General features: G+C 66.3%; 21 protein-coding genes. 14 read left to right on the forward strand and 7 right to left on the reverse strand.

What is annotated here, in order from left to right; all coding sequences use genetic code 11:
* Positions 1-77: 77 nt before the first annotated feature.
* The 6 genes from ASC94_RS26735 (at position 78) to ASC94_RS26760 (ending at position 10,142) form a co-directional block, all read left to right on the forward strand.
* Positions 78-830 (forward strand): response regulator, encoded by a 753-nt coding sequence (locus tag ASC94_RS26735; protein WP_229417420.1) that lies wholly within the window; start codon positions 78-80, stop codon positions 828-830.
* A gap of 44 nt (positions 831-874) precedes the next feature.
* Complete coding sequence (locus tag ASC94_RS26740; protein WP_056403399.1) at positions 875-3,040, forward strand: ATP-dependent helicase; 2,166 nt, start codon at positions 875-877, stop codon at positions 3,038-3,040.
* A gap of 126 nt (positions 3,041-3,166) precedes the next feature.
* Positions 3,167-6,130: a TonB-dependent receptor gene (locus tag ASC94_RS26745; RefSeq protein ID WP_056403402.1), complete on the forward strand. Its 2,964-nt coding sequence runs from the start codon at positions 3,167-3,169 to the stop codon at positions 6,128-6,130.
* Positions 6,131-6,225: 95 nt separating this feature from the next.
* Positions 6,226-8,337, forward strand: coding sequence for a DUF4214 domain-containing protein (locus tag ASC94_RS26750; RefSeq protein ID WP_056403405.1), 2,112 nt, complete (start codon positions 6,226-6,228; stop codon positions 8,335-8,337).
* A gap of 8 nt (positions 8,338-8,345) precedes the next feature.
* Positions 8,346-9,317 (forward strand): GyrI-like domain-containing protein, encoded by a 972-nt coding sequence (locus tag ASC94_RS26755; RefSeq protein ID WP_229417421.1) that lies wholly within the window; start codon positions 8,346-8,348, stop codon positions 9,315-9,317.
* Positions 9,318-9,347: 30 nt separating this feature from the next.
* Positions 9,348-10,142 (forward strand): alpha/beta fold hydrolase, encoded by a 795-nt coding sequence (locus ASC94_RS26760; protein WP_082616859.1) that lies wholly within the window; start codon positions 9,348-9,350, stop codon positions 10,140-10,142.
* 144 nt (positions 10,143-10,286) lie between these two features.
* Here ASC94_RS26760 and ASC94_RS26765 read toward each other — a convergent pair whose 3' ends face one another.
* Positions 10,287-11,027: a metallophosphoesterase gene (locus tag ASC94_RS26765; protein WP_056403408.1), complete on the reverse strand. Its 741-nt coding sequence runs from the start codon at positions 11,025-11,027 to the stop codon at positions 10,287-10,289.
* Between the two features lie 79 nt (positions 11,028-11,106).
* Here ASC94_RS26765 and ASC94_RS26770 point away from each other — a divergent pair, with 79 nt between their 5' ends.
* Entirely contained in the window at positions 11,107-11,697 is a 591-nt protein-coding gene (locus ASC94_RS26770) for an ACP phosphodiesterase (RefSeq protein ID WP_056403571.1), read from the forward strand.
* Here ASC94_RS26770 and ASC94_RS26775 read toward each other — a convergent pair.
* Complete coding sequence (locus tag ASC94_RS26775) at positions 11,694-12,383, reverse strand: YjjG family noncanonical pyrimidine nucleotidase (protein ID WP_056403411.1); 690 nt, start codon at positions 12,381-12,383, stop codon at positions 11,694-11,696. The genes ASC94_RS26770 and ASC94_RS26775 overlap by 4 nt on opposite strands.
* A gap of 62 nt (positions 12,384-12,445) precedes the next feature.
* Between ASC94_RS26775 and ASC94_RS26780 the strand changes: the two genes are divergently transcribed.
* Positions 12,446-12,808 carry a hypothetical protein gene (locus ASC94_RS26780; RefSeq protein ID WP_056403414.1) on the forward strand — a complete coding sequence of 121 codons (363 nt, stop codon included), beginning with the start codon at positions 12,446-12,448 and terminating at the stop codon, positions 12,806-12,808.
* A 27-nt stretch (positions 12,809-12,835) separates the two neighbouring features.
* On the opposite strand, the gene ASC94_RS33915 is transcribed toward ASC94_RS26780, so the two are convergent.
* The 4 genes from ASC94_RS33915 to ASC94_RS26795 all read right to left on the reverse strand — a co-directional run bounded on the left by ASC94_RS33915 (position 12,836) and on the right by ASC94_RS26795 (position 15,953).
* Positions 12,836-13,123 carry a hypothetical protein gene (locus ASC94_RS33915; protein WP_229417422.1) on the reverse strand — a complete coding sequence of 96 codons (288 nt, stop codon included), beginning with the start codon at positions 13,121-13,123 and terminating at the stop codon, positions 12,836-12,838.
* 145 nt (positions 13,124-13,268) lie between these two features.
* On the reverse strand, positions 13,269-13,730 hold the full coding sequence (locus ASC94_RS26785) for a cupin domain-containing protein (RefSeq protein WP_056403417.1): 462 nt from the start codon (positions 13,728-13,730) through the stop codon (positions 13,269-13,271).
* 12 nt (positions 13,731-13,742) lie between these two features.
* Entirely contained in the window at positions 13,743-14,330 is a 588-nt protein-coding gene (locus tag ASC94_RS26790) for a YdeI family protein (RefSeq protein WP_056403420.1), read from the reverse strand.
* 96 nt (positions 14,331-14,426) lie between these two features.
* A complete protein-coding gene (locus tag ASC94_RS26795; protein ID WP_056403423.1) occupies positions 14,427-15,953 on the reverse strand; it encodes a S9 family peptidase in 1,527 nt (508 codons plus the stop codon).
* 163 nt (positions 15,954-16,116) lie between these two features.
* On the opposite strand from ASC94_RS26795, the gene ASC94_RS26800 reads away from it, so the two are divergent.
* From ASC94_RS26800 to udk, 5 genes are all read left to right on the forward strand, one after another.
* A complete protein-coding gene (locus tag ASC94_RS26800; protein ID WP_056403427.1) occupies positions 16,117-16,773 on the forward strand; it encodes a response regulator transcription factor in 657 nt (218 codons plus the stop codon).
* On the forward strand, positions 16,770-18,122 hold the full coding sequence (locus ASC94_RS26805) for a HAMP domain-containing sensor histidine kinase (RefSeq protein WP_056403429.1): 1,353 nt from the start codon (positions 16,770-16,772) through the stop codon (positions 18,120-18,122). The genes ASC94_RS26800 and ASC94_RS26805 overlap by 4 nt, the downstream gene beginning before the upstream one ends.
* Positions 18,123-18,244: 122 nt before the next feature.
* Entirely contained in the window at positions 18,245-22,045 is a 3,801-nt protein-coding gene (locus ASC94_RS26810) for an SEL1-like repeat protein (RefSeq protein ID WP_056403432.1), read from the forward strand.
* Between the two features lie 29 nt (positions 22,046-22,074).
* Positions 22,075-22,758: a hypothetical protein gene (locus ASC94_RS26815; protein ID WP_157201603.1), complete on the forward strand. Its 684-nt coding sequence runs from the start codon at positions 22,075-22,077 to the stop codon at positions 22,756-22,758.
* A gap of 66 nt (positions 22,759-22,824) precedes the next feature.
* A complete protein-coding gene (udk, locus tag ASC94_RS26820) occupies positions 22,825-23,466 on the forward strand; it encodes a uridine kinase (RefSeq protein ID WP_056403438.1) in 642 nt (213 codons plus the stop codon).
* Here the strand turns inward: udk and ASC94_RS26825 are convergent.
* Positions 23,441-24,382, reverse strand: a complete 942-nt coding sequence (locus ASC94_RS26825; protein WP_056403441.1) for a LysR family transcriptional regulator — start codon at positions 24,380-24,382, stop codon at positions 23,441-23,443. The genes udk and ASC94_RS26825 overlap by 26 nt on opposite strands.
* Before the next feature lie 147 nt (positions 24,383-24,529).
* On the opposite strand from ASC94_RS26825, the gene ASC94_RS26830 reads away from it, so the two are divergent.
* Positions 24,530-25,856: amidohydrolase family protein (locus ASC94_RS26830; RefSeq protein WP_056403444.1), on the forward strand; the 1,327-nt coding region annotated here is incomplete at its 3' end.

The raw sequence follows: 25,856 nt of genomic DNA on the forward strand, positions 1-25,856 counted from the left end.
GCTGCGGCGGCCAGGGAATGTGTCAATTGACATGGAAGACGCCGGTAACTATCCTGTTACAATCCTGTGGCGGCGACATGCCGTTCTTCCAACAGGAACCGCCCACCATGGCAGGCGAAGCGCACGTGCTGGTAGTGGATGACGACGCTGGCATACGCCAGATGATAGCCGACTACCTGGGCGACCATGACATCAGCACCACCGCCCTGCCGGACGGCAGCGGGGTGGACCGCGTGATGGCCGAGGAAGTGATCGACCTGCTGATCCTGGACCTGAAACTGCCCGGCGAGGATGGCATGCACATCGCCCGCCGCCTGCGCGACCATTCCAACCTGCCCATCATCATCCTTACCGGCCGCAAGGACGAGGCGGACCGCGTGATGGGCCTTGAGCTGGGCGCCGACGACTACCTGACCAAACCCTTCTCGCCGCGCGAGCTGCTGGCCCGCATCCGCGCCCTGCTGCGCCGCGCGCGCGCCCAGCAGTCGGTGGCCGAGGGCCTGGCGCGGGTGCGCGCCTACCGCTTTGCCGGCTGGGTGCTGAATGTGCGGCAGCGCCGCCTGAGCACGCCCGCCGGCGCCCCCGTGGCGCTCACCAACAACGAATTCAACCTGCTGGCCGCCTTCCTGGCCGCGCCGCAGCGCGTGCTCTCGCGCGAGCAGCTGCTGGACATGTCGCGCCTGCACAACGACGAAGTGTACGACCGCGCCATCGACGTGCAGGTGGGCCGCCTGCGCAGGAAGCTGGAGCCGGACGGCGCCCAGCCCTTCATCCGCACCGAGCGCGGCGCCGGCTACGTATTCACGGCCGAGGTGGAGACCGTGCGCTAGGAATGAAGGCAAGCCGGCCGCAAGCCACGATGTATACTGGCGGGATGACCGAATCCAATACGCCCCGCTTCACCCCGCAAGGCCTGATACGCACCCCTGAGCAGACCGCCATCCAGCTGGCCCAGAACAAGGTGGTGCTGATCGACGCCAACGCAGGCGCCGCCAAGACCACCACGCTGGCCCTGCGCATCGGCGAGGCGCTGGCGCGCAAGCTGGCGCCCGAGCAGATCCTGGCGCTGGTGTTCACGCCCGAAGCGCGCGACGTGATGCGCCAGCGCCTGCTGGACATCGGCATCCCCTACGCCAGCGCGGCGCGGGTGGACGTGGCCACCTTCGAGGACTTCTCGGCGCGCATGCTGGCCCAGAGCGGCAGCGGCGGCGCCGAACGGCTGGCGCAGGCGCGCCAGCTCAAGCCCTATGTGCTGCACGCGCTGGAACGGGTGAGCGAACGCTATACCGGCCAGGTGGACTATCTCGACATCCGCACCCACAATATCGCGCTGTCGCAATTCCTCGACATCCAGCTCACGCTCAAGGCCACCATGGCGCTGGACGCGGACCTGGAGTTCATGGAACTGGAGGAAGCGGCCGACCTGCTCAAGGTGCCGCTGACCGACTACCTGACCACCTGCGAATACGAAACCATGCGCCTGGGCGGCGACGAGGGCGCCGAGTTCCGGGGACCGTTCGACGCCACCTACGACCTGGCCTGCATGCTGTCGCAATCATCCGAGAATGCGCAGGCGCTGCCGGCCTACCGGGTGGTGGTGTGCGACGAGCTGCACGACCTGAACGAAGCGGCCTTCCGCATCCTGAACGCGCTGCTGGCGCGGCCGGACTGCTATTTCGTCGGCGCCGGCGACAAGGACCAGGTGATCTACTCCAAGCTGGGCGCCAGCCAGGAATTCCTGGAGCACCGCTTCGCCCGCAACTACCCCGGCCTGAAGCATTACCCGCTGACCTACACCTACCGCCACGGGCCGCACCTGGCCTACGCGATGAAGGAGTTCAAGAACAAGCCGGTGGAATCGAGCCTGCCGCTGCACACGGAAATCCGGCAGGCGCACTACGCTGACGCCGATGCCTGCGGCGAGCAGGTGGTGGCCGCCATCAAGGCCTGGAAACGCGACGGATATCCGCTGGAAGGCTGCGCCATCCTGCTGCGCGACCGGCACCAGTCCATCGCCGTGGAAAACGCGCTGCTGAAGGCGAAAATCGGCTACCGCACGCCCGCCATGGCAGGCTACCTGCAGCGCGACGAGATCCTCTTCCTGCGCGGCATGGTGGCGATCGCGCTGCGCGACCTGGAAGCGGTGAAATCGCTGGAGGTGCGCGCCGCCATCGTCGAGGCGCTGGCCGTGTTCGGCGAAGTGACCCTGTCCCCGCAGCGGCTGGAGATGGCCAAGCGCGAAGTGGCGCGCACGCCCTCGCTGCTGGGCGACTTCTACACCTTGTACATCGAGGGCGACGGCGGCAACTACGGCAGCAGCGGCACCAGCGCCATGCGCGGCGTGATCGCCGCCGCCATCGACTACGCCGCCGCGCTCGATCCCGCCACCAGCGCGGCCGAAGCGCTGCGCGCCATCTGCGGCCAGATGAACCTGGAGCAGTCCGCCAAGCGCATCTTCGTGCGCCCCTACGAGGCCAGCGTGGTGTCCAAGTCGGTGGCCGGTTTCCTGGCCTTCGCCGAACAGACCGGCCAGACCCTGGCCGAATTCTGGCAGACGCTGAACGCGGCCGAGGCCTTCGCCAGCCGCAAGCGGGACAAGGACTACGTGACCCTGGACTGCGCGGCCAACGCCAAGGGCAAGGAATTCGAGCACGTGATCCTGCCCTTCCTGGAAGCGGGCGAATTCCCCAACCCCATGTTCGCCGCCAGCGAAGAGGAAAACCTGTTCTACGTGGCCGCCACGCGCGCCAAGGTCCGCCTCACGCTGCTGTCGCCTGCGGAGGCCGGCCAGCGCAGCGCCTACCTGGCCCGCATGCGGCTCGGCCCCACCGCCGCTGCGGCCGAACAGGCCATCGCGCGCAATACTGAGGCTGCGCAACAACAGTCGCTGCAGCAGCCCGAGCGCTATTACCTGAGCGCCACCATCCATGAAGCGCAGCAGGTCAAGGCCCTTGGCGCCAGATTCGACTGGACGCGCAAGGCGTGGTACGTGGAACCGGGTACCGACCTGGCGCCGTTCAGCCGCTGGCTGCGGCGCTGAGCCACGGCCCGATTCGCCTGCTCATTCCTCAAGGTTATAGTTCCAACAACAGAACTCATTGTTCAGCCCGGCCCTGTTCATCAATACTGCCACTTGCATACCAATTAATAACAGGGAGAGCAAGGCATGAACGTGAAGAAGACACCGGTGGCGGCAGCCATTTCTATCGCGCTGGGCGCCATGGCGGCGCCGGCCTGGGCACAGCAGGCCGAAGAGCCAGCCATGCAGAAGGTCGAGGTTTCCGGCATCCGCGCCTCGCTGGCCAAGTCGCTGGGCGTGAAGAAGGACGCCACGGCCAACGTGGAGGTCATCACCGCCGAGGACGTGGGCAAGATGCCGGACAAGAACCTGGCCGACTCCCTGCAGCGCCTGGCCGGCGTGGCCGTGCGCACCGACTACGACGAAGCGGAAAAAGTGTCCATGCGCGGCACCAATCCGGACATGTCGCTCATCCTGTTCAACGGCCACACCGTCTCCGGCGGCGACTGGTACGTGGCCGACCAGGGCTCCAGCAGCCGCAGCACCAGCCTGTCGCTCATGCCGTCCTCGGTGCTGAACCAGGCCATCGTCTACAAGACCTCGCAAGCCAACATCGTGGACGGCGGCATGGCCGGCACCATCAACGTCACCACCCGCAAGCCGCTGCAGCAAAAAGCGAACTTCGGCGGCGTGATCAGCGCCGGCCTGACCTACGCCCAGCTGCCGGACAAGACCTCGCCCGACCTGAACGCCACCTTCAACTGGAAAAACGCCGACGGCACCCTGGGCGTGATCGTGCAGGGCTTCAAGGAAAAGCGCTACAGCCGGCGCGACTCGGTGTCGCGCTTCGCCTACGGCGCCAGCAGCGGCTGGGACGTGATCAACACCAGCACCATGCTGGGCATCACCGACGCCTCGCTGGCCGGCACCGGCCTCAAGGCGGCCGACCTGAACGGCGTGCGCATGCCCGGCTCGATGAGCTCGGAATTCGTGGAAGGCGTGCGCGACCGCTCGGGCGGCCTGCTGTCGCTGCAGTACAAGCCGAACGCCGACCTGGACGTGACCGCCACCGGCTTCTACTCGGAAATGAAGGCCAACAACAACGGCCGCCTGACCTCCGGCGCCATGTACAGCATGCTGCTGGGCAAGAACGATCCGCTGGGCGGCGTGGCCGCCACCAGCGCCAACACCAGCTCCAACGGCCAGCGCGTGTACGCGCAGATCCGCAACCCGGTCATCGTCAACGAAACCACCATGTACGGCCACCCGCTGCGCGTGCTGAAGAGCGCGGACATCGTGTTCCCGGACGGCACCACGCCCCAGTACGTGGGCAACTCGGAGGGCTTCTTCCGCGAAGGCGCCAAGGCCACCAGCGGCTTCCTGGACCTGGACGCCAAATACCGCGCCAGCAGCGCCCTGACCCTGAAGACCCTGCTGAGCATCACCCGCGGCGTGGGCACCACCCAGGCCGACCAGGGCCTGACCTACGCCCGCTACGGCACCGGCATTTCCTACAGCCTCAACGGCCTGAAGGACGCACCGGACTCGCACTACATCGGCGCCGGCAGCAACACCGTGGGCCTGAACCCGGACGGCAGCGGCTACAAGCTGGTAGGCCGCACCATTTCCGGCATCCGCACCGTGGACAAAGAAAGCAGCGGCGCGCTGGACGCCGAATACAAGGTGGACAAAGGCATCCTGCAATCGCTGGAAAGCGGCGTGCGCTTTGCCGACCACAAACGCAAGAGCGGGCGCTGGAACCCGGCCTTCAAGGGTGCCTCGGTGGCCGAGCCGTCCGGCAGCGGCATCGTGCCCTACCCGGGCGACTTCGGCAACGACCTGGGCGGCGGCAACTGGGACAACACCGGCTTCAGCTTCACCCCGCAAGCGCTGCAAGCCTACATGGCGGCCAACACCAAGACCACCACGCCCGAGTGGGAGCGCCGCGTGGCCACCGAGATCGACATGCGCGAGCGCCAGACGGCGGCCTACCTGATGGGCAACCTGGAAGGCGAACGCTGGTCCGGCAATCTCGGCCTGCGCTGGGTGCGCACCCGGATCAATGCGCAGATCCCGACCCCGATCCCGGCCGGCGCCTGCGACCGCACCGAGCCCGGCAAGCCGGCCACCACCTGCGCCGCCTTCCCCGGCGCCATCACCACCGCCGGCGAAGCGCAGGCCTACTACGACGGCGTGCCCTTCAATCCGAAGAGCGGCATCCTGTACTACAAGACCGCCACCGACCGCAGCTTCAACAACCTGCTGCCCAGCCTGAACCTGCGCTACGAGCTGCAGAAGGACATGATCGCCCGCTTCGGCGCCAGCCGCACCATCGGCCGCCAGAACTACAACGTGCTGGGCACCGGCTTCGGCACGCCGACCTGCGACGCCAGCGGCTGCGCCGTGACCGGCCCCAACCCGGACCTGAAGCCGCTCACCTCGGACAATGTGGACCTGTCCTGGGCCTGGTACTTCAAGCCGCGCTCGCTGGTGGCGGTCAACCTGTTCCACTCGAAAATCGACGGCTACGTGAAAACCGGCGGCAACCCCACCGGCGCCACCGTGCAGCTGATCGACCCGCGCGACTCGCAGGTGAAGACCTTCTCCATCAACTCGTCCGGCCAGCAGGGCGCCAAGATCAGCGGCATCGAGCTGTCCTACGAGCAGCCGATCTGGGGCGGCTTCGGCTTCCAGAGCAACGTCAGCCGCGCCAAGACCAAGGTCGACGACGGCCGGCCGATGGTGGGCGCGTCCGAATGGGCGGGCAACCTGGGCGCCTATTTCGAGAACGACGTGTTCAGCACCCGCCTGGTGGCCAACTACCGCGGCAAATACGTCAACAGCAGCACCGCGCCCTCGCCCACCGCCAACAGCCAGGGCCAGTCCGTCATCAACGGCGTGGCCATGCCGACCGCCCCCACCATGGCGGCCGGCGTGACCACCCTGGCATTCTCGGCCAACTACACCTTCGCCAAGAACTGGCAGGTGACCTTCGACGCCACCAACCTGCTGAACCAGGTGCGCGCGCAGTACCGCTACAGCGAAGAGGAGCCGCAGAAACTGGACGTGTCCGGACGCCAGTTCTACCTGAACCTGAAATATAAGTTCTAGACCGCAGGCCTGGATGGACCAAAATGTGACGGCCGACACATTTTAAAGTTAGCAATGTTGCTAATCTTAAAACTCCACTACAAGGGGGTCCATCCATGGCTACTTCGCCGCTCGACGTCGTTAAACTCTATATCGCGTATTTCAACCGGGCGCCCGACAGTGCCGGCCTGATCTTCTGGTCCGAACGCGACAGCAGCGAGATTGCCGCCGCGTTCGGCGCCTCCTCCGAATTCAAGAGCCTGCACGCCAGCCAGAGCAATGCGCAGCTGGTGCAGTCTATCTATCACAGCGTGTTTGGCCGCGCAGCGGAAACCGCAGGCGTGAAATACTGGAGCGGCCTGCTCGACAGCGGTGCCGTCTCCCGCGATGCTCTGCCGGCCCGGCTCGCGCTCGGCGCGCAAGGCGGCGACATCGACTCACTGGAATACAAGGCCGCCGCCGCGCTGGCCTTCACCAACGAGCTGGACACGCCAGCCGAAATCCTCGGCTATCAATCCCCGCTGGGTACGGCCCTGGTGCCGTATTTTGACCGCGTGAGCGACGCGGCCTCGCTCATCGCCTTCAAAGCACTCATTCCTGAAATGGTGTCCTATGTCGCCGACGGCCACAGCGGCCTGGTGCGCTCCGGCCAGCTGCAAGCGGCCGGCTACCTGCAAGGCGCCACGGTATTCCGCGATGCCAACGGCAACGGCGTGCAGGACCAGAACGAACTGGGCGTGCTCACCGACAACCAGGGCCGCTACGTGCTGATCGACGGCCTGGGCGACTACCCATCCAGCGGGCCGTCCGCGCGGCAGCTGGTGGCCACCGGCGGCACCGACGCCACTACCGGACTGGCGCACCACGGCAGCTATACGGTCGGCCTGGAAACCAAGGCCGTCAACGCCCTGTCGTCGCTGCATGCGCTGCTGGTGCAGCAAGGCCTGAGCGCCAGCCAGGCGAGCGCGCGCCTGGACCAGGCGCTGACCCTGAACGGCGCCGACGTGGGCAAGAACAATCCGCTGTTCGCCGCCTTCGACGCCGACGCCCTGTCGCCGGCTGCCATCAAGTCCGCGCTGCAACAGCAGGCAGCCGTGGCCAGCGTGGACAGCCTGCAGCTGGCCATCGCCCAGACGCTGGTCAGCCTGGCTGGCGGCAGCGCCAAACTGAACGAGGCCCAGGCGCTGCGCGCCGTCTCGGGCGCGCTGGCCGATACCCTGGCGCACGCCAGCGGTGTGAGCGACCTGGGCAGTGCAGATTTCATCAACGCCCTGTTCGACAGCAGCGTCGTCAAGGCCGCCAACACCGGGCTGACCGCGGCGGCAGCGGCCATCAGTGCCCAGGCCAAGGCCGTATTCGGCCTGCTGCTGGAAGCGGCCGTGGACAATATCGAAGCGGGCGTTGCGGACAGCGGCGGCATCTACGGCGGTCTGGCCCATATCGGCCAGGCCAGCTCGCTCCTGCAAGGCACGCTGTCCCCCAAGCTGGCAACGGCCATGGCCAGCGGCCACCCGGAAACGCTGCTGTCGTCCTACCTGGGTGCGGCGCTGGCCGATAGCACGCCCGCCATCCACCTCGGCGACATCGATCCCGCCACCGCCTCGGACCAGGCCGCCATCGACGCCGCCAACAGCGGCGCCAACGTGCCGGACGTCAGTGCGCTGGAGATCGCCAAACTCTACCTCGCCTTCCTGCACCGTCCCGCCGAGCCACAGGGCGAGACCTTCTGGCAGCACACCGGCAGCATCGACGTGCTGGCGAACGCCATTGGACTGGCGCGCGAATTCAGCGAGCAGTTCGCGGGCAAGGACAGCCATCAGATCACCGCCGAGCTGTACCAGAATCTGTTCGGCCGCGCGCCCGAGCCGGCCGGCCTGGAGTACTGGTCATCTGCGCTGGACAGCGGCAAGCTGACGGTGGCCAGCATGGCGCTGGGCATGACGCGCGGCGCCCAGGGCAACGACATGCTGGCGCTCGCCGACAAGGCCGTAGCGGCAGCCGAATTCACGGCGGCGCTGAACACGCCCGCGTTGGAAGCGGCCTACAGCCAGAGCCAGTTCAACTGGCCTATGGTGCGCGCCTGGATCGATAGTGTGAAGGACGACGCCAGCCTGGCCAGCGCCATGGCCGCGCTGCCGGCGCTGATCGACAAGCTGGACGGCAACACCGGCCCGCTGCCGCCGGTTGGCTTGGTCGGCGTAGCCGACAGCGGCGCTCTGTATCTCTAAAGCGAAACATGGCCGGAGAACTGCCGCCCGACGCGCGCATGCGCGCCAGCCGCGCGGAATATGCGCGCCGCATGAACCGGGTGCTGGACTACATTGACCAGCACCTGGACCAGGCGCTCGACCTGGCGCAGCTGGCCGACGTGGCCAATTTCTCGCGCTTCCACTTCCACCGCATCTTCGCCGCCTGGATGGGCGAAACCCTGGGCGACTATGCGCGCCGGCGGCGCCTCGAAACGGCCGCTTCGCGGCTGGCGCGCGGCAGCGGCGAACCGGTGCTGGAGATCGCGCTGGCCTGCGGCTTCGGCTCCGGCGAAGCGTTCGCGCGCGCCTTCAAGCAGCAGTTCGGCTGCACTCCCAGCGAATGGCGCGCCGGCGCCCCGCAGCGCGCAGCGGCCCTGCTGGCGGCGCTGCATAGCAATCCTGATCAGGTCCACAGCAACGCCGGTCAGGCGCGTCCGCGCCCGCCGGGCGACCATGACGGCTCCTTAACCCTTTACGGAGAAACCGAAATGGACGTACACATTGCCGACCTGCCCGCCGTGCGCGTGGCCTACCAGCGCCTGATCGGGCCCTACGGCCCGCAGATTGGCGTGTTCTGGCGCCAGACCATGGCGCCCTGGATGCAGTCGCACGGCCTGGACGGCCAGCTGTGCTACGGCGTCGGCCACGACGACCCCAGCGTCACGCCGCCCGACAAATGCCGCTACGACGCCTGCGTCACCGTACCGGAAGGCTTTCTTCCGACCGGGCCGGTGAGCCTCGCCACGCTGCCGGGCGGACGCTACGCGGTGGCCCGCTTCAAGGGCCAGCCGCAGACCATCGGCAATGCGTGGATGTGGCTCACCCGCGAATGGCTGGCGTCGAGCGGCCTGCAGTGCGACGACCGCCCCAGCTTCGAGCGCTTCGACCCGGCCGGCAGCTTCGATCCGGCCACCGGCGACATGATCTGCGACATCTGCATCCCGGTGCGCGCGCTATAATCGCGGGTTTTGCCGTTTGCGTAAGTCGACATGACCACATTTAACACCGTGCCGGACACCCGTCCGGCAGTCGTTCTGCTGCACAGTTCCATGAGTTCCAAGGGCCAGTGGGCCGAGCTGATGGCGCAGCACGACAGCAGCTACCGCTTCATCGCCGTCGACCTGCTCGGCTACGGCAAATCGCCCTTCCCGGCCGGCGCCGAAGCGGACTTCTCGCTGGGGCACGAGGTGGATGCTGTGAACGCCGCCATCGCCGGCAAGCTGGCGCCGGACGAGTGCTTCCACCTGATCGGCCATTCCTACGGCGGCGCCACCGCGCTGCGCATGGCGCGCCAGCTGCGCGCGCGCGTGCTGTCGCTGGCGGTGTTCGAGCCGGTGGCGTTCCACCTGCTGCCGGAGGACGACGCGGCGCGGCTGGAGATTGAAAACGTGGTGGCGGACATCCACTGCGCCGCTGGCGCGCAGGACGCGGCGCGCACCTTCATCGACTACTGGAACCGCGCCGGCGCCTTCGACGCGCTGCCGGAAGCGCAGCAGCAGCGCTTCGCCGCGCAGATCGCCAAGGTGAAGCTGGACTTCCAGGCGCTGCTGGGCGAAGCGGCCACGCTGGCCGACATGGCGGCGCTGGACATGCCGGCGCTGGTGCTGTCCGGCGAACGCAGCCCGCAATCGACGCGCCGCGTGGCCGAGTGCCTGGCCGCCGCGCTGCCCAACGGCGCGGCCATGCAGACCAAGGGCGGCCACATGGCGCCCATCACGCACGCCGCGGTGGTCAATGCGCTGCTGGCCGGCTTCCTGGCAGGCGCGGAAATCGCCAGCGCCTGAACGGCGGGTTACGGCGGGCCCGCCCGCCTAACCCGCCCTACGCCCCCTCACCCGCAGCTCAAACCGCCAGACCGTAGGGCGGGTTAGCGCGCAGCGCGTAACCCGCCAACAGCGCCGCCAACAGCGCCGCCAAACCCGCCAACGTTAAACCGGCATACGCCCCGTCCTCAAAGCAAACGCCCAATCCGCCCTGCCATTGCGCGCCGCCAGCGCGCTGGCCGCGTCCCAATCATACGGCACCGCCACCTGCTCCACCTGCCAGCCCAGCGCCGTGCGCTCCACCAGCGCATAGCGCGCGTGCGGTGTGTAATTCTCCGCCTTGTGCGGAAACGGATGCGCATCGTCATACGCCTGCAGCCCCACGCTGCCCGGATTCACGATCAGCCGCCCATCATCAAGCTGCACGCTGCGCGGCACGTGCGTATGCCCGCACAAGATCAGCGACGCGCGCACATCCCCCGCCCGCTCCAGCACTTCGCCGTGCGTGGCCGGCCGCTGCCCCTGCTCCGTCACCGTCTCCATGAAATACACCAGGTCATTACCCGGAATGCCGTGCACCAGCAGCACCTCGTGCACCAGCCGCAGCTCGGCCGGCAGCGCGCCTATCCACGCGCGCTGGTCCTCGTCCAGCTGCTGGTGCGCATACAGGTCCGATGCGCCCATGCGCGCCGGATCATGGGTCAGCACCTGGCGCTCGTGGTTGCCGGCGATGGTGGGCAGCTGCAGCGCCATCAGCCGCTGCGCCGTCTCGCGCGGCAGCAGCGGCCCGGAAAGGATATCGCCCAGATTCACCGTCATGTCCGCCCCGCGCCGCGCGATATCCGCCAGCACCGCCTCCAGCGCCCACAGGTTGCCATGTATGTCCGAAATTGCCGCTATCCGCATAGTGCCCCGCTCCTTGATCAATGTGGTCCGCGCGGATGGCCCGCGCGTGAAAGTATAGCCCCGGGCTACAATGGGCGCCATGAACTACCTTGCGCACATCTTCCTCGCCCGCCAGAGCGACGCCGCCATGATAGGCGCCATACTGGGCGATTTCGCCAAGGCCAATGTGAGCGGCGTGTACACGCCGGAGATCGAGCGCGAGATCATGCTGCACCGCTATATCGACAGCTACACCGACAGCCACCCCGTGGTGAAGGAAGCCGTGCAGCTGTTCCAAGGGCCGCGCCGCCGCTACGGCGGCATCGTGCTCGATGTGTTCTACGACCACCTGCTCACGCAGCGCTGGGACCAGTACAGCGAGCTGCCCCGCCACGAGCTGATCGCCCGTTTCCACCGCGCCCTGCGCGCCCACATGGACATCCTGCCCGAGAAACTGCAAGCCATCGCGCCGCGCATCATCGAGCAGCAATGGCTGGCGGGCTATGAGGAATTGGCGGGCGTGGAAATGGCGGTCAACCGCATCTCCACGCGCCTGAGCCGCAACGGCCACCTGATGCGCGAAGGCCTGCTGGACCTGCGCCTGCACTACGCCGCCATCGCCGACGGCTTCGAGCGCTTCTTCCCGGACCTGGTGCGCTTTACCGAACAGCGCCGCGCCGAATTGGCCTAGGCCGCGAGCGCCGGCACGATGTCGTGCAGGCTGCCCACTTCGTAGCTAGGGATGGCTTCGGACTCGTTGGCCACGCGCTCCGGGTTGAACCAGCAGCTTTCAATCCCGTAGCGGTTGGCACCGAGGATGTCGGCATCGAGCCGGTCGCCGACGATGATCGAATCGGGTTTGCTGAACGAGCGCGCCATCTTCGACGCATACTCAAAGAAGCGCACATCCGGCTTGGCGTAGCCGCTTGCCTCCGAGGTGGACACGAAGGAGATGTAATCGCGCAGCCCGGAACTGGCGATGCGGCGCTTCTGGATCTGCTCCATGCCGTTGGTAATGATGCCCACTTCGCCGATGCCGGACAAGGTCTCGCACAGCTGCCTGGCGCCGTCGACCAGCACCACCGTGTCCGGCAGGGAGTCGAGATAGAGGCGGCTGGCCAGTTCGGAATCGAGCTCGATGCCGTTGTCCGCAAAGGTCTTGCGGAAGCGCTCCACCTTCAGGAAATCCTTGGAAACGGCGCCGGCTTCGAAGCTGCGCCACAACCCCACGTTGATCACCTGGTACTGCGTGAACAGCGCGTCCAGGCCGTCGCGCAGCCCAAGCTCGTGCATGGTGCGCGTGAACGAAAGCTTTTCGGAAGCCTTGAAGTCGAGCAGCGTGTCGTCTAAGTCGAAAAGAAAGAGTCTATGCTTCATACGTTGCATGGTAGCACGTTAGCGTGCCTTGCTCTGCCGCAGCATTGCGCTAGAATCGCCCCATGCACAGCCAAACCAACAACTCCCTGACGCGGCGCGACGCCCTGCTCGGCGCGCTGATCTACTGCGCCGCCAGCCCGCTGCTGGACCTGTTTTTCGTTTCCCAGATTCTGCCGGCGCAGGGCTACGAACTGTCGGTAGGTGGCGTGATGCTGCGCATGCTGATGATGTCCATCGCGCTACTGCTGAGCAGCGTGCTGCTGCTTGTGCTGCTGGTAAAGCAGAGCCGGCGGCACGTGCCGCTGCAGGGCGCCAAGGTGGCGGCCTGGGCGCTGCTGGCGGCGCTGGCCTCGGTGGCGCTGTTCAACGTGATTGGCCAAGGCGCGATCTGCCGTCCCGGCGCTTGCCGCGGCCTCGGCTTTTAACCCGGCTTCAACTCCGGCGTCAATCCCTTACCCGCTCTTCTTGCGCAGGGGCGAACTGGGTGGACATTGCTGCGGCGGGCCGGCGTAATGTTCCGGCCCCTTGGACTCATCCACGTGCTGCTTGGCGTACTGGATGCACAGATTGCGCGCCCCGGCGGGCGTCCATGCGTTCAAGTCGATTTCGTAATGCAGGGGCTCCGGCTCATCAAGCGCTCTTATTGTGAGCGCGCAATGCCATCGGGCGCTGGGCTTGCCGGTCTCTGCTTTTGCTACCACACAGTTAATTTCAAAACCACGGTAAATATGAGCGCGCATTCAGTGTATCTGGAACGGGATGTATTGGACACCGATCACTATAGCGGCAGCAATGCGCGGCCCTCTGCACGTTTGCGCGAGGAAACCTCACTCAGCAGTATGCAATTTCTCACTTCTCCAGCAAGTAAGCGCTCGCTTTCCCGGCTTAGTAGGGGCTCGAAGCCGGCTCGCCGGCGCCGTTCAGCCAGATGTCATCGGGCAAAGACCGGTCGCGGTGGCATACGCGGTCGTGGTCGGGATAGGTGATGTTGTCCACCGGCGCGCGGGTGCCCACCACCAGGCAGCGCGTTGGCGCGGCGCTGCGGTTCCAGAGGCAGTGGCCGACGGGCGCGCCGGCGCGGAAGGTAGCGGCGTCGCCGGGGTGCAGCAAGGTCTCGCTGTCGCCTTCGACCAGCGTGACCTGCCCTTCCAGCACGTACACCATTTCATCTTCCGCGCTGTGCCAGTGCTTGATCGATGACCGGGTGCCCGGCTGGAGCACTTCCACGAATGCGCCGAACTGCGTCAGGCCGCCCGCTTCGGAAATCCACAAGGTCTGGTTGGGGGCGGCGGCGCCGTCGGCGACATTCTCTTCTTTGACAAATTCCGCTGGCGTGTATGCTGGCATGCTGTTCTTCCCTTATTTTTCAGGCTTGCTGGACCAGTCCAGGCGCACGCCGGCGGCGCAAGCTTCGATCAGTTTGGCGAGACGCGATGCGCGCGTCTCTTCTTTCTTGGCGCCGGTCACCCAATGCAGCAGGCGCTTCTTGTAGCTGGGCGGCGTGGCGTCGAAGAACTGCCATGCCTGCGGCCGGGCCTTGAACAATTTGCGCTCAGCCGGTGACAGTTCTGCCGATTCAGCCTGTTCGTGGGAATACACGACAGACTTCTTTTCCGAGCGCAGCGCGAAGGCCTGCTCACCGGCCGGCGTCATGCGCCCTTCCGCGCGCAGCTTGGCCATCTTCTCGATATTGACCGCGCTCCAGATGGAGGTGGCACGGCGGGGCGTAAAGCGGATGGAATACGTGTTGTCGTCTATGCGGCGGCGCACGCCGTCGATCCAGCCGAAGCACAGCGCCTCATCCACCGACTCGGACCACGACATGCTGGGCTTGCCGCTGCCCACCTTGTGGAATCCCACCAGCAGCTCGGGCGCGGTGGCGGCGTTGGCTTGCAGCCACGCGCGGAATTTGCTGGGATCGGAAAAAAATAATGGCGCGGTCGGCATGGCTCTCAGTGTGCAAAGTTGGTCGCAGAAAAATAGCACAGCAATGGCGGCGCCGGCAACCATATCGGACCGGCGCCGCATGCCGGAGCGGCGCCCTCAGAACCGGCTGAAGAAATCGCGCGCGGCCATCTCGCACGCCACGTTGGCCATGGCACCATGGTAATTCTCAGCCGTGGCGGGGTCGCCGCCTGCGTTGACCACGGCCTGCCTGATCGCGGCAAATACTGCTTTCGGCTGCGCATACGGATCGTTCGGCGCGACAGGCGAGTCCACATCGAGCAGCTGCGCAGCGGCGCCGTGGGCCTGGAAGTAGGCCTGCGTCAGGCGGGCATTGTCGAAAGCCACCTCCGGGTCGCCGTTGCCGCCGCACATGAGCATCGGCGCACTCGGCGCCCAGGTGCGCAAGTCGTTTTTCAGCCAGGCGGCGCGCATGGGATGGGACGGCGCGCAGGCCAGCGGCGCCAGCGCCGACGTCACCGGACAGGGATGGGCGGCGACATCGGCCAGTAGCCTGTCCAGGTAGGCGGCGTTCATCAGGCTTTGCGACGGGGTGCCGAAGTAGCGCTGTTGCTCGGCGCTCAGCCCGGCGTAGTTGGCCATGTCCCTGCTGAGGAAGTATTGCGGGAATTTTCCGGCGCCCACCAGCGTGCCGGGGGCCGTGTTTGTCGGCAAAAGCGACTCCATCGCGCCCGCGAATGCGCTGGAATAGACCTCATCCGGTGCTCGGTACAGATTGCCGTATGCCTTCTGCCAGGCGGTGATCTGCATTACCAGCTGCAGCTGCAGGTCCAGCGGGAAGGCGCGCGGGTCATCCAGTGCGCCAGGACTGCCCAGCGCTTCGAAGCTCAGGCTCTCGGCATAGCTGCCGCTCAGCGGCGCCGAGGCGGTGACGCTGATGCCTGCCGCCTGCATGGCGCGGTGCGTGGCCATCGCGGCGTAGCCGCCTTCCGAATAGCCGGTAATGAACAGCTTGCCGTTCTCGCTGACCGGCCGGGGCAGCCGCGCCAGCGCGGTGCGCGCGGCGCTGAGCGCGTCGATCATGTCCTTCGACTGCTGCTCGGCGATATGGTGCGGGTGGTAGCCCAGGCTGGAAGTGTCGTAGCCGGCGTAGTTCGGCGCGACCACGATATATCCCTGCGCGGCGTACAGGGCCGCCGGTGCGCTGATTCTGCCCGCCCCCTCGTTGTCCAGATCGGTGATGTTGGCCATGTTCAGCTTGCGCTGGAAAGAGCTGCCGTGGCCATAAAGCAGCGCTGGGCGCTTGCCGCTGCAGGCCGCATCGGCGCCGGTGGGCACCAGCAGCGCCGCCGAGGCGGTGGCCGCTTCGCCTGCCGCACCCACCGTGCTGTACTGGATGTGGTGGAAGTCGATGCCGCATTTGGGCGTGCCGGCGATCGCCAGCCAATGGGGGCCGCTTTTCTTGAGCTGCGATTCAACACCGGCCGCATCCAGCGACAGCAGGCGCGACGATGTATTGCCCAGCAGCGTGCCGCGTCCGGCAGGCGGTTCGGCCGTCCCCTGGCCGGAGGACGAGCCGCCGCAGCCGGCCAGCACGCTGGCGAGGAAGCCCGTCAAGGCGGCCGCCAGGGCCGGGGATAGTGAGGATGGGATTGCGTGGCGCATGGTGTCTCCGGTAGGTAGTGAAAGGGCTGGATTGCCGCCGGCCGCATGCCGACGCAGGCGGGAGCAGCCTGCGCATTATGCGAAGGCCAACCTTTTCGCTTGCCAAAGACCGGCGCCGGCGGCCTTTGGCTGGCGTTAAGGTAGGGCTCGGTATAATCGGCCCATGCACCTACTACTCATTGAAGATGACCTGGATTTCGGACGCGCCCTGCAAGGCGCGCTGCGGACCGAGGGCATCAGCAGCGAATGGCTGCGCCGCGCCAGCGACGCCCCGCAGAACTTTCACGGCACGGCGTTCAGCTGCGTGCTGCTGGACCTGTCGCTGCCGGACGGCTGCGGCCTGGACTTGCTGGCGCGCTGGCGGCGCACCGCCGACGCGGTGCCGGTCATCGTGATGACGGCGCGCGCCGGACTGGAGCACCGGCTCGCAGGCCTGGACGGCGGCGCGGACGATTTCATCGTCAAGCCTTTCGCGACCGAGGAACTGATCTCGCGCATCCGGGCGGTGTTGCGGCGCTGTGCGCGCCAGTCCAGCGAGCAGTGGGTGATCGGCGAGCTGACGATAGAGCCGCGCCGGCATCTGGCGCGGCTCGGCGAGCAGCCAGTCAAATTGTCGCCGCGCGAATTCCAGCTGCTGGTGGAACTGGCGCGCGAACCGGGCGCCGTGGTGGCCAAGGGCGCCCTGTCGCAGCGGCTGGAGCCGCTGGGTGAGCCGGTCGACTTTGCCGCCATCGAAGTGCACATCTCCAATTTGCGCCGCAAGATAGGCGCGGAGCGTATCCACACCGCGCGCGGCATCGGCTACGTGCTGCTGCCATGACGCGCTGGCTGCGCCCCACCCTTGCGCGGCGCGTGCTTGCCGCGCTTGGCATGGCATTCCTGCTGGTCTGGCTCATGCTGCTGGCGTATGAATTCATTCAGCTGCAACAGGAAACGGAACAGCACTCAGGCGTGCAGAAACTCGGCACGGCCTTGTCTGGCGCGCTGCTCAAGCTGGAGCGGCCGGACCAGGTGACGGCGGCCGTCGCCACCACCGCCGCATGGCTCAACACGCTGCGCCATGACGCGAACCAGCTCCCTGGCGACCTGGTGTTCGAGCTGTGGGACCGCCACGGGAAAATCCTGTATTCCTCGCGCGCAGCGAAGGATGGCGCAGCGGCGCAGGCTTGGACCGCCAGCGGCGGCGATTTCTGGGTGTACCGGCAAGACACGGCGGCGTGGTCGCTGCGCATCGCGGAACCCAAGCCCGCAAGCTCGGCCACGCTGGGCGGGCTGGGACGGGGACTGCTGCCCTATCTGCTGATTGCCCTGCCTTGCGTGCTGGTGCCGTTGTGGATCGCCGTGCGCCAGGGATTGCGGCCGCTGCGGCTGCTGGCCGAGCGCATCGCGGCGCGGCCGCGCGAGGACCTGTCGCCGATAGGGATGGATCCCCAATATGCCGAGCTGCGGCCGCTGGTGGCCGCGTTCGAGGACATGCTGGCCAAATTGCGCAGCCGGGCGCAGCGCGAGCGCGCCTTTGTGCAGGATGCAGCGCACGAACTGCGCACGCCAATGGCGGTGATCTCCACGCAGGCGCACGTGATTGCGCGCACGGAAAACGCGGCCGAGCGCCAGCAGGCGCAAGACAGCCTGAACCAGGCCATCGCGCGCGCCTCGCACCTGACGCAGCAGCTGCTCGACCTTGCCACGCTGGATGAAACGGCGCCGGCCGGCTGCGAGCAGGCCGACGCCGCAGGCCTGGTGCGCCAGTTGCTGGCACAGCACATGCCGCGTGCGCTGGCGCGCCGCCTGGACCTGTCGCTCGACGCGCCGGACGCGCTGCACTGGCCGCTGGAGGTGGCCGCCTTCCAGTCCATCGCCGGCAACCTGCTCGACAACAGCCTGCGCTATGTGCAGGCAGGCGGCTGCGTGCAGGTATCCTTGCGGGGCGACGACAGCGCTTTGACCCTGACCTTCGCCGACGACGGCCCCGGCATTCCGGAAGACCAGCGCGAGCATATCTTCGACCGCTTCTACCGGGGCCGCGGCCACGACGCGCCGGGTTCCGGCCTGGGCCTGGCCATCGTCAGGCAAGCCGCCGCACGCCTTGGCGGCAGCGTCCGGCTCGTGCCTGGCCTGCAAGGCAAGGGATGCGGCTTCGAAGCGCGCTTCCCGCAGTCCCGCAAGTAGGCGCGGCGCCCTCGACGCGTCCGGCAATGTTTCCAGTAGGTTTCAATAGTGTTGCCATAAATGTATGTTTTCAGATTATCATGCGGCCTTCGCGGCCTTGCCGCAGCACGCTGAAAGCAGACATGAAGCAAAACGCCCTCGCGCTGGCCCTGCTGGGCATCGGAATCGGCCTGGCAAGCCCCGCCCACGCCGATCTCGCCGGCGGCCTGTCTGCCTACAAGGCGGGCCGCTGCGAAGAGGCCATCAAGACCCTCACGCCGGTTGCGGAAGCGGGCGACGCGGCCGCGCAGAAGGCGCTGGGCGATCTTTATCTGAATGACGAGGAGCGCTGCCGGGACAAAGGGCGCAATGTGCCGGCAGCGGAAACCTGGTACGTGCTTGCCGCCCGTGCGGGGAACGTGGCCGCGCAGCGCCAGCTGATCGACTTCTACGAGTACAGCTACAAGACCAGCAACCCGGTGCAGGCCACGTTCTGGATAGCCAGGGTGGCGGCGCTGGGCGGCGCCAGCGACCTGTCCCGGCTGGCCACGCGGCATGAGCGCGCCGAAGGCGTGCCGCACGACCGCGTGCTGGCCCACGCCTTTAATCTGCTGGCCAGCCAGCGTGTGACCAAGGACGACGGCGGAGAACTGGCCAAGGCCATCGAGCGCAACGCGGCGGAGATGTCGCCCGAACAGCTGGCCGAGGCCGCAGCCCTGGCGTCGGCGTGGAAGGCCGGCACGCCGCTGCCGGAAGTTTCCACGACCGGACAGCGCGACCCGCGCGACTGGTACAAGGCTGCCGCCGAAGCGGGCGATATCCAGGCCGCCCACAAGGCCGGCACGCTGTACTGGAAGTTCGGCTACGGCCTGAAACCGCAGCCCGAGCAGGCCGCGTTCTGGCTGCGCAAAGCCGCGCAAGGCGGCATCGCCGATGCGCAATACCAGCTCAGCCAGTTGTACACGATGGGATACGGCGTGCCGAAGGACTATGTGCTGGCGTCTGCCCTGTACCGGCTGGCCGTGAAGGGAGGCAGCAAGGAAGCGGCCGCGCGCGAGGATGGCTGGGACGAGGCCTTGACCGCGCAACAGCTGGGCGAAAGAAATGCGCTGGTGGCCAGCTGGAAAAAGGGCGAGGCCTTCCCTGAGGCGACCCGCTACGGCATGCAGCGCAAGGTTAACTACGTCGACGATGCACAGGGCAAGCTCACGCCGACGCCGGAGGTGCTGGCCCTGTTCAAGGCCGCCAGCGAAGGCGAGGAAGCGGAATTCACCCGCCTGCTGGCCAGGGTGGACCACGTCGATGACTACCTGGTGGAAAACGAAAAGCTGCTGCACGCGTTGTTGCGGCCTGCCTTCAGCCTGCGCGAGGAAGCCGGCACGTGGCGCGAGGCGCGCAAAGACACCCGCGACACCGCCCACTGGCACGCGCAGCAGGCCCGCCACGCGGCCCTGCTGCCCGCCAAGACCCGCATGCTGGCCCTGGCCCTGAAACGCGGCGCCGGCGTCAACGAAGGCACTGAACGCGACCACGCCGCGCCGCTGCACCTGGCCGCCATGTTCGGCACGCCCGAGATGGTGCGGCTGCTGCTCAAGCATGGCGCCGATCCGCGCCAGTACGGCGGCCAGAACAAGTCGCTGGCGCCGCTCGAATTCGCACTGGAGCAGCAAGAGTACGGGCAGGGCTTGCCGGAGCTGATCACGCCGGAGCAGCGCACCGGGAATATCCTGGCGCTGCTGCAGGCTGGCGCGCTGCGTCCCTACATCCGCTACGATGAGCGCAAGCGCAGCAAGAAGGATGGCGAACCGAAAATCGAGCGCCCATTTGCCGACTACATGATGTGGCCCAACGCGCTGGCCCTGACGCGCGGCACGGCGGTGCTGGACGCGCTGCTGAAGACCGGCACCGCTCCCGCCGAAGACGGCGAAGGCAAAACCTGTTTCGACTACGCGGCCGAAGCGGGCAATGCCGACGCCATCGCCTGGCTCAAGCAGCGCCTGCCGCGCTACGGCAAGCAAAAACGCGACCACTGGCTCGATGCGGCCATGCTGGCCATGCACAGCAGCGCCCCCGGACGCGACAAGGTGCTGGCGCAGTTGCTGGTCAAGGGCATGGACTGGAGCCAGCAGGGGCCTCAGGAAGCAAGCTTCAGCCGCAGCCACCGCACGCTCTACGGCGGCAGCGCGCGTGTTGGCACTGGCACGCTGCTCAATCACGCCACCGGCGCGCGCCGCCTGGAATGGATACCGAAACTGGCCGCCCTGGGCGCGCCCGTCAATACAGGCGGCAGCGTGGGCCAGCTGGTCGGCGCCGTGCGCGACAACGATATCGACAGCGCGCAAGCCCTGCTGGCGCAAGGCGCCGATCCGCTGGACGGCAACGAGTCGGCACTGGAACAGGCGCTCAAGGACCCCGCAGGAAAGGATGCCATGCTGGACCTGCTGCTCCATCACATCGTGCAGGTGCAGAAGAAATCGCTGGTGGAGATCCGTCCCTCGCCGCTGGAAGCCGCGCTGACCCAGCCGGACGCAATCAGCATGCCGCGCGTGCGCAAGCTGCTCGATGCCGGCGCGTCCCTGGAACACTTGAGCAGGGACGCCATCGATGCCGCGTTCGCCGCGCCGGACCGCAGCTTGGCGGCATTGCTGGTCCAGCGCAGCGCGCCGGCCGAAGCCGGCGAGCCGCGCTTCCTGTTCTTCGCCATACGCACGGGCCGCACGGATCTGCTGCCGTCCATACTGGCGCGCGGCGAAGATCCGAATCAGCGCACCGCACTGCGTGACGGTAGCGCGCAGCCCAGCGCAGTGGACTACGCCATTTCGCAGGGGAGGACGGAAGCCCTCGCCGTGCTGCTGGCGCATGGCGGCGTGATCGACACGTCCACCGTGCAGCCCTGGGGGACGGCGCTAGACCGCGCTGTCGCTTCCCTCAACGCCGATATGCTGCGCATGGTGAGCAAGGACTTCACCCTGCCCTTGCAGCAGGCCTGCCTCAAGGCCTCTGCCCAGCTGGCCAGGGTAGTGCTGGAATCGCCAGCCAGCTATTGGTCCTTGTTGCGGGAGCACCGCTTCGCCACCGGCAGCACCTGCGCCGGCATACAGGAACGGCTGGCGCTTCACCTGGCCGAGACGCGCGGCCAACTGCTGGAAGGATGGGTAGGCCAGCAGCTGGCGGAACGCCTGCCGCAGCTTGGGCCGGGCCGCGAAAGCTTCGGCGCCGGGACGTGGGCGGCTATTGCCGCCGGCGGGAACGAGCCGCTGGTGGCACTGCTTGCCAAGGCCGGCTGGCAGGCCCCGGCCGGCCGGCACGTGGTGGAGGAAGCGGAACCGCAACAGGACAAGGCAGCCGATCTGGCGCTGCAAGCCAAACTGCCCGGTCACTACTACCTGACCGGGGTGCGGGAGGTGGGCGCCGAAATCCTACTGCGGCCGGATGGCACGTTCGAATACTCGATGGCTTATGGCGCGGTAGATGAATTTGCCAAAGGTAGCTGGACGGTCTGGAACCAGCAGGTGGTGTTCCGCTCCGAGACCGCCCCGGCGCCTGCCGCGCCGCTGCAGCCGGCGGCCGGCGCGCAGGCTGTGAGCCTGCCGGTGGGACAGGTGCTGGTGGACCTGCGCTACCAGGGCAAAAGCATCCCGGGCTTCAAGGTCGCTGTCCTGGGCGATGCGCCGCTCAAGTCCGAAGGCCGCACCGGTGCCGAAGGCTGGCGAACGGCGTTCAGCGGGCCGGTGCGGCACATCGCCGTGAGCCATCCGGAAGTCAATCGGAGCAAATGGATGGTGTACGCCGTGCCCCCGGCGGACGCGCAGCGCGGCAGCTACCGGCTGGACTTCCAGCCGCCGGCCGATGCGCAGGCAGGCTTCAACTTTACGCTCGACGTGCAGGACGGCAGCCTGATACTGGAGCGCGGCGGCCGCGAAATGCAGTTTGAAAAACACTGATTGAACACTGACTGTTTAGAAGACGATAAATGACTACGATGAAAAGCACCCGCCGTTTGTTGTGCGCCCTGCTTCTGTCCGCGCTGGGCTGCGCCGGCGCGCACGCCGCCAGTCTGGAGCTGAGCGATTGCGATATCCTGATCGGTAAAAAATCCAATGCCGCCTACAAGGGCTGGCTCAAGGACAACCACGCGCAAGCCGAAGCGGGCGTCCGCGAGGCGATCCGCCTGCGCGCAATCGAGGCGCACAACCGCCTCGCCTGTCACGAGGAAAAGCTCACCGGCGATGCCGGCTGGGGCATGACCATGACCGCGTCGGACGGCACGTCGGAGACGCATCTGCCTCCCGGCATCACCGATATCCGCAAGCAGCCGGCGGCATGGCGGGCGCTGAACCAGGCCGTAAAGTATGGGCATCAGGCTGGCGCTTTCGATGTGGGACTAAGGGGCGCGGCGGCCGAGCTGGTGGTGCGGTATGCGTCGGATCTGCCGCAGCAGCTGGAAACGGCGTACGGGGACGCGGCGGCAGTGTATGAGTTTGACTGCGTGCTGAAACGGCAGTTTGGACGGCGCGACAGCAAGGCCGGCTGCGCGTCCGCCCGCAGCGCGCGGGCTCGGCTGATGCCGCTGGTGGCGGCGGAGCGCAGGCAGGCGCTGGATGCGTCGGGGCGCTTGTGGGCTGAACAATTGCCGGCGGTGGCGAAGGAACGGTAAGGGCTTGTTCATGCCGTTGCAGGCCGCTTCCTGGCCGGGGTGGACGCGGTTCCGGTATCATTCGGTATGAACACGAATTCCTTCCAACCGTTTATTATTGGCGTCGCAGGCGGTAGCGGCAGTGGCAAGTCCACTGTGTCCCAGAAAGTCCTCGCTGCGTTCGGCACCGAGATGGTTTCGGTCGTGATGCAGGACGATTACTACTGCGACCAAACCCATCTCAGCCCCGAAGTCCGCAGCCAGAAGAATTACGACCATCCGCAGGCCTTCGAATGGCCCTTGCTGGTGCAGCATGTGCAGGCCTTGCGCAATGGCGAGGCGATCGAAATGCCGGAGTACGACTTCACGCTCCACAACCGCTCCGACCGCACCATTCCGGTCAAGCCGGCGCCCGTCATCGTGATCGAGGGCCTGTTTGCGCTGTACGACACGGAGCTGTGCGACATGATGTCGCTGAAGATCTTCGTCGACACCGCATCCGACATTCGCTTCATCCGCCGCATGCAGCGCGATATCACCGAACGCGGCCGCTCGGTGGAGAGCGTCATCAGCCAGTATCTGGAAACGGTACGGCCGATGCACAAGCAGTTCATCGAACCGACCAAGCGCAACGCGGATGTCATTATTCCCCATGGCGCCAACGGCCCGGCTGTTGACATGATTACCACCAAGGTGGCGAGTGTTATCGGTCAGTTGAAGGGGCCTTGATTTTATCGGGGGACCGCGCCAACCCGGCGCTGCTGAACAGCTCAGTAGTCCAGTCGGTAAACGCCCGCATCGCCGGAGAGAGATACCGGTGATGCGGGTAAAGCAGTGATACCGGCACCGGCGCCGGCCGCTTGTCAGCCAGCACCTCGACCAAGGCCCCGGTCTGCAAATGCTGGGTCACCAGCACTTCGGCCAACTGCATCAAGCCGTGGCCGTCGAGGCAAAGCTTGATGTACAGCTCAGTCTCGTTCACCGCTACCGCGCCAGAGACCGGCACAGCGATGCCGGCGCCCTCTTCCACAAAATGCAGATCGCTCCCCCGCCGCGTGGCGCTGGAAAAGTAATGGACCGCCCGGTGCCGTTGCAAATCCTCCAGGACCTCGGGCACCCCTTGTTTGGCCAGGTAGGACGGCGCCGCGCAGGTGATCCAGCGCAGTTCGCCCAAGCGGCGCGCCACCAGCGTCGAGTCGTTCAGGTTGCCGGTGCGGATAACGCAATCGACGCTCTCCTGGATCAAGTCCACCTGGCGGTCATTTACGCCAATCATCAGATAGATGTCCGGATACCGCTGCTGGAACTGCCACAACTGCGGCAGGACCAGGGCATGGGCTATGCCGCCAGGCATATCCACCCGCAGGCGTCCTTGCGGGCGCTCGACAGAACCTTGCAGGCTGGATTCGGTGTCGTCTATCAGGTCGAGTATGTCGCGGCATCGGTGGAAGTAGCGCTCGCCTTCGGGTGTCAGGCTGAGATTTCTGGTGGAACGGTTCAGCAGGCGCGTCTGCAGATGTTGTTCCAGCCGCTTGATGATGCCGGTGACCGACGATGCCGGTAAGCCCAGCGTCTCTGCCGCGCGAACAAAACTCCTGCTCTCGACCACGCGAAGGAATACTTGCATTGCTTGTACGCGATCCATGTCTTGTCCGGGCGAGGCTAAAGGAAACCGCACTATAACGTAACATTGTTCGGATTTTCTGCATGATGAAAACGTCCGGCGCTACTTTTTCCACGTGCTTGCCTGCACTAGACTGCGCGCAGTCCATCACTACAGCAGGAATCACGAATGTCCGATCAAGACCGTCTGCTCGCGCCGCTGGCGCCGGCCCCACACCAGATTCTCATTCGCGGCGCGACCATTATCAGCATGGATGGCGATGTTGGTAACTTGCCCAAGGGCGACATCCTGATAGCCGATGGCGCCATTGCCGCCATCGGATTACATCTGCAGGCAGACGGCGCCGAAGTGATCGATGCAGCCGATATGATTGCCATTCCGGGCATGGTCGATACCCATCGCCACTCCTGGGAAGGCCAGCTTCGCCGCATCAATCCGAACGCGGCAACGCTGGAAGACTATTGCAACGCCACGCATTTCTCGTTTGCCAAATACTACCGGCCGCGCGACATCTATGTTGGCAACCTGCTCACGGCATTGGGCTGCATCGACGCCGGCATCACGACCGTCATCGACAACTCCCACAACAGCCGCACTGCAGCGCACTCGGACGCGGCAGTCGAAGCACTGCTGGATACTGGCATCCGCGCGGTGCACGCAGCCGGGGCGCCCGTGTCGGGCGTATGGGACGAGGCGCATTGGCCGGGCAACCTGGCACGCCTGCAGGCCAAATATTTCACCAATCCTGACAGCCTGGTGACGCTGGCCATGATGGCGCAGCTTGAACCCGAGCAGTGGGCAGTCGCGCGGGAACTGGGTGTTCCCATCGTGACCGAGTTTTTTGGCGGTGCCATGGCAGTCGAGCTCGAACACCTGCACCAACAGGGGATGCTCGGCAGCGACAACATCTTCAACCACTGCACCTGCCTGCCGGACTCTGGTTGGAAAATTTTGCGCAAGGCAGGTGTGCGCGTCAACGTATGCCCGCGTTCGGATGCCCACTACGGTATCGAGGATGGCATGTACGCCTGGCAAGCGGCACTTCACCATGGCATTCGGCCTGGGCTTAGTGTCGACAACGAGACCTCGTATAGCGGCGACATGTTCATGGAAATGCGCGTGGCCTTTTACCTGCAACGGGTGATGGCGCAGAGCCAGCGCCTCCATGGTCATCACCATGCCGCAGCGCCAACCGATGCGTTCCGCTTGCTGGAGGCAGCGACGATCGACGGCGCTGCATGCGCAGGACTGGAGGAGCGCATCGGAAGCCTGACACCGGGCAAGCAGGCTGACCTGGTATTGATCCGCACTGGCGATCTCAATTTGTACCCTGTCAATAACGCCATCGGGACTGTGGTGCACGCGGCTGAGCGCAGCAATATCGATACTGTCATCATCGGCGGGCGCGTGCGCAAACGCGGTGGCGTTGTGCTGGGCGTGGATCAGGTAAAGCTGCGCGCTGCGATCGATGAGTCTTGCGCGCATCTTTTCCAGG

This window comes from Massilia sp. Root418 (assembly GCF_001425265.1).
In the GTDB taxonomy this organism is placed as follows: Bacteria; Pseudomonadota; Gammaproteobacteria; order Burkholderiales; family Burkholderiaceae_D; genus Rugamonas.